3 protein-coding genes and 1 pseudogene are annotated in these 2,657 nt (G+C 63.6%); all 4 read right to left on the reverse strand.

Annotated elements, in window-relative coordinates; translation table 11 throughout:
- Positions 1-326, reverse strand: a pseudogene (locus tag V3572_RS13350) (hypothetical protein); the annotation flags it as partial.
- Between the two features lie 60 nt (positions 327-386).
- Positions 387-830, reverse strand: a complete 444-nt coding sequence (gene tolR / locus V3572_RS13355) for a protein TolR (protein ID WP_332111509.1) — start codon at positions 828-830, stop codon at positions 387-389.
- Between the two features lie 2 nt (positions 831-832).
- Positions 833-1,585: a MotA/TolQ/ExbB proton channel family protein gene (locus V3572_RS13360; protein WP_332111510.1), complete on the reverse strand. Its 753-nt coding sequence runs from the start codon at positions 1,583-1,585 to the stop codon at positions 833-835.
- A gap of 10 nt (positions 1,586-1,595) precedes the next feature.
- Positions 1,596-2,366 (reverse strand): SIR2 family NAD-dependent protein deacylase, encoded by a 771-nt coding sequence (locus V3572_RS13365; RefSeq protein WP_332111511.1) that lies wholly within the window; start codon positions 2,364-2,366, stop codon positions 1,596-1,598.
- Positions 2,367-2,657: the final 291 nt, after the last annotated feature.

Raw genomic sequence — 2,657 nt, forward strand, 5'->3', positions numbered from 1 at the left:
TTAAGTTGTTCCTCAAGACATTTAAGAATATACGATTTTGTGACTAATCCCCCCACTGCGGCCTTGGGGGCCTCGGGCTGGGCCAGGGTCTCGGCCGGGCCGGGGGGCAACTTTTCGGGGCCCGGCTGTTTGGGGCCGGGTGCGGCGGCAGGGTCTCCTCCCGGAGGGCCGGGGGGCAACCCCGGAGGGCCGAGGGTCAAAAGCTCCACCTCATAGACGGGCACGTCCAACTTGAACTTCACCGGCTCCATCTGGATGAAAAGCAAGCTGGCCAAAAACACCGTGAGGTGCAAGAAAATGGAAAAAATCCAGCCGAGTGCCTGCATAGTAGACCTTGGCGCGTGTAGCGCCGGGAGGATTGGGGGCGTGAATCCGGGGTGCGGCTTTTACGGCTTGCGCGTTTTCGGCGCCGCCGTTTCCTTTTTTTCCTCTTCGGCCACGACGCCCAGCCGGTCGATCCCGGCGGCCTTGACCACACCCATGACCTGAACCACCACGCCGTAGGCCACGCTCTTGTCGGCGCGCAGAAAAAGCGTCTTTTTCTGATCCGCGACCAACCGTTTGACGTGATCCTGCAAATCCGCCATCGTAACCTGATAGGTGTCCAGGAAAATGCCGCCATCGGCCTTGATGGTCAGCACCAGATGTTCGCTGTCCGTGGGCAGGACGCTGACCGTCCTGGTCTGGGGCAGATCCACCTCCAGACCCTGGGTCATCATGGGCGCGGTGACCATGAAGATGATCAAAAGCACCAACATCACGTCCACGAAGGGCGTGACGTTGATTTCGGACATAAACGTCTTCTGTCCGCCGCCGATCTGCACTCCCACGACTAAAACCCCTCCCGGGCCATGGTCCGGCGGGGCCTTTGCTCACGCGGCTCCCGGGGTTCCCGGGGCTCCCAGGTCACCTCGCGCTGAATGCGGTTTAAAAACGCGCCTGCGAAGTTGACCAATTCCCGCTCGATGGACTGCATGTAGCCCAGAAAAAAGTTGTAGCCGATGGTGGCCGGTATGGCCACGCCAAGGCCGATGGCCGTGGCCACCAGGGCCTCGGAGATGCCCGGAGCCACGGCGGCCAGGGCCGCGGACTGCTGCAGGCCGATGGTATGGAAGGAATTCATGATGCCCCACACCGTGCCGAAAAGGCCGATAAAGGGGGCGGAGTTGGCGCTTGTGGCCAAAAACGACAGGGACTTCGAGAGCTTGCCAAGCTCGGAGGTCACCCCCTGGCGCAACACCCGCCGGATGTTGTCCATGGCGATCCTGGCCTTTTCGCCGGGCTCGATGTCGCTGTCTTCCATGCGCATGAGCTCTTCGAAGGCCAGCGCGCCCACGTTGTAGGCCGGGGACTGCTTGTGCCGCCCCAGGGCCTGCATGGCGCTGCGCAGGGACTCGGCCTCCTGGAAGACCGTGTAATCCCTGGCCGAGTCCTTTCGGGCGCTGGTCAGGACGAACAGCTTGACAAAGATGATGCTCCAGCAGCCCAGGGACATCACGCCCAGGATGCTCAACACGAAGATGACCGTGGGGGTGGCCCCGGCCAGCATGGTCCAGAAACCGCCGTGAGGCGTCAGCGCATCCATAAAGCCCTTATCACCTTCCGCATGGGGCCATGGCCCCGTCCAGAACACGTTTTTCCAAAAGCGGCAACGCCACCTCGGCCGGGGCCTCGATGCGGATATCGGCCATGGCCTGGTAGGCGCTCTCCCCGGGATTGATCTCCACCACAATGCCGCCTCGGGCCTGTACCTTAAACGGCAGGGTGTTGGCTGGGGCGACCTCGCCCGAGGTTCCCACCACCAGCAAAAAATCGGCGGCAAGGGCCAATTGACCGCTTTTTTGCAAGGCGTCAAGTGGAATCGGCTCCCCGAAAAAGACGATGTCCGGCCGGACCACCCCGCCGCACTCCCGGCACAACCAGGGAATATCCCCGGGGCCCAGGTTCCGGGCCTTGTCCGGATCGTGCGCGGCGCGGCAGCGGTGGCAGTGGTAGCGCCCCATGCCCCCGTGGTATTCGATGACGTTTTGCGATCCGGCGGCCTGATGCAGATTATCGATATTCTGGGTGATGACGGCCGCCAGCCGTCCGGCCGCCTCCAGCCGGGCCAGGGCGTGGTGGGCCGGGGTGGGCCGGGCTCTGCCCACCACGTCCCGGGCTTCGAGCAGAAAGGCCCAGACCTCTTCCGGGTGGCGGCCTATGGCCTCGGCCGTGGCCACCCGCATGGGGTCGTAGCGCGTCCACAGCCCGCCAGGGCTGCGAAAATCCGGTATCCCGGCGGCCACGGAGACCCCGGCCCCGGTGACGGCCACGGCTGTCGTCGATGATCGCCACAGGGCGGCGGCCCTGGCTATCGACTGCTCCATGACTTTCCCCCTCGCCCCCAGGCGGCCGAAAGCGCCCCGGCACTCAAAAATAAAAGGTGCAATGCCCTGGCAATTTCGATAATTTATGATGACACGCGCCTTTCTTTTCCAGGCGCGCTCACCGTCCACACCACGCGGGCCGCCTGTGGGCGCGCCCGCCACGACCCGTCGCCAGGGACACCCCTCTGCGACAAGAGGAAAACCCAGGTATGAACCCACCAGTAAAAATCGTCGTCACACTCTTTCTGGCCCTGCTGCTTCTGCCTCAGGCCACCCCGGCCCAGGCCGAAA

The organism is Desulfolutivibrio sp., from assembly GCF_036584575.1.
Taxonomy (GTDB): Bacteria; Desulfobacterota; Desulfovibrionia; order Desulfovibrionales; family Desulfovibrionaceae; genus Desulfolutivibrio.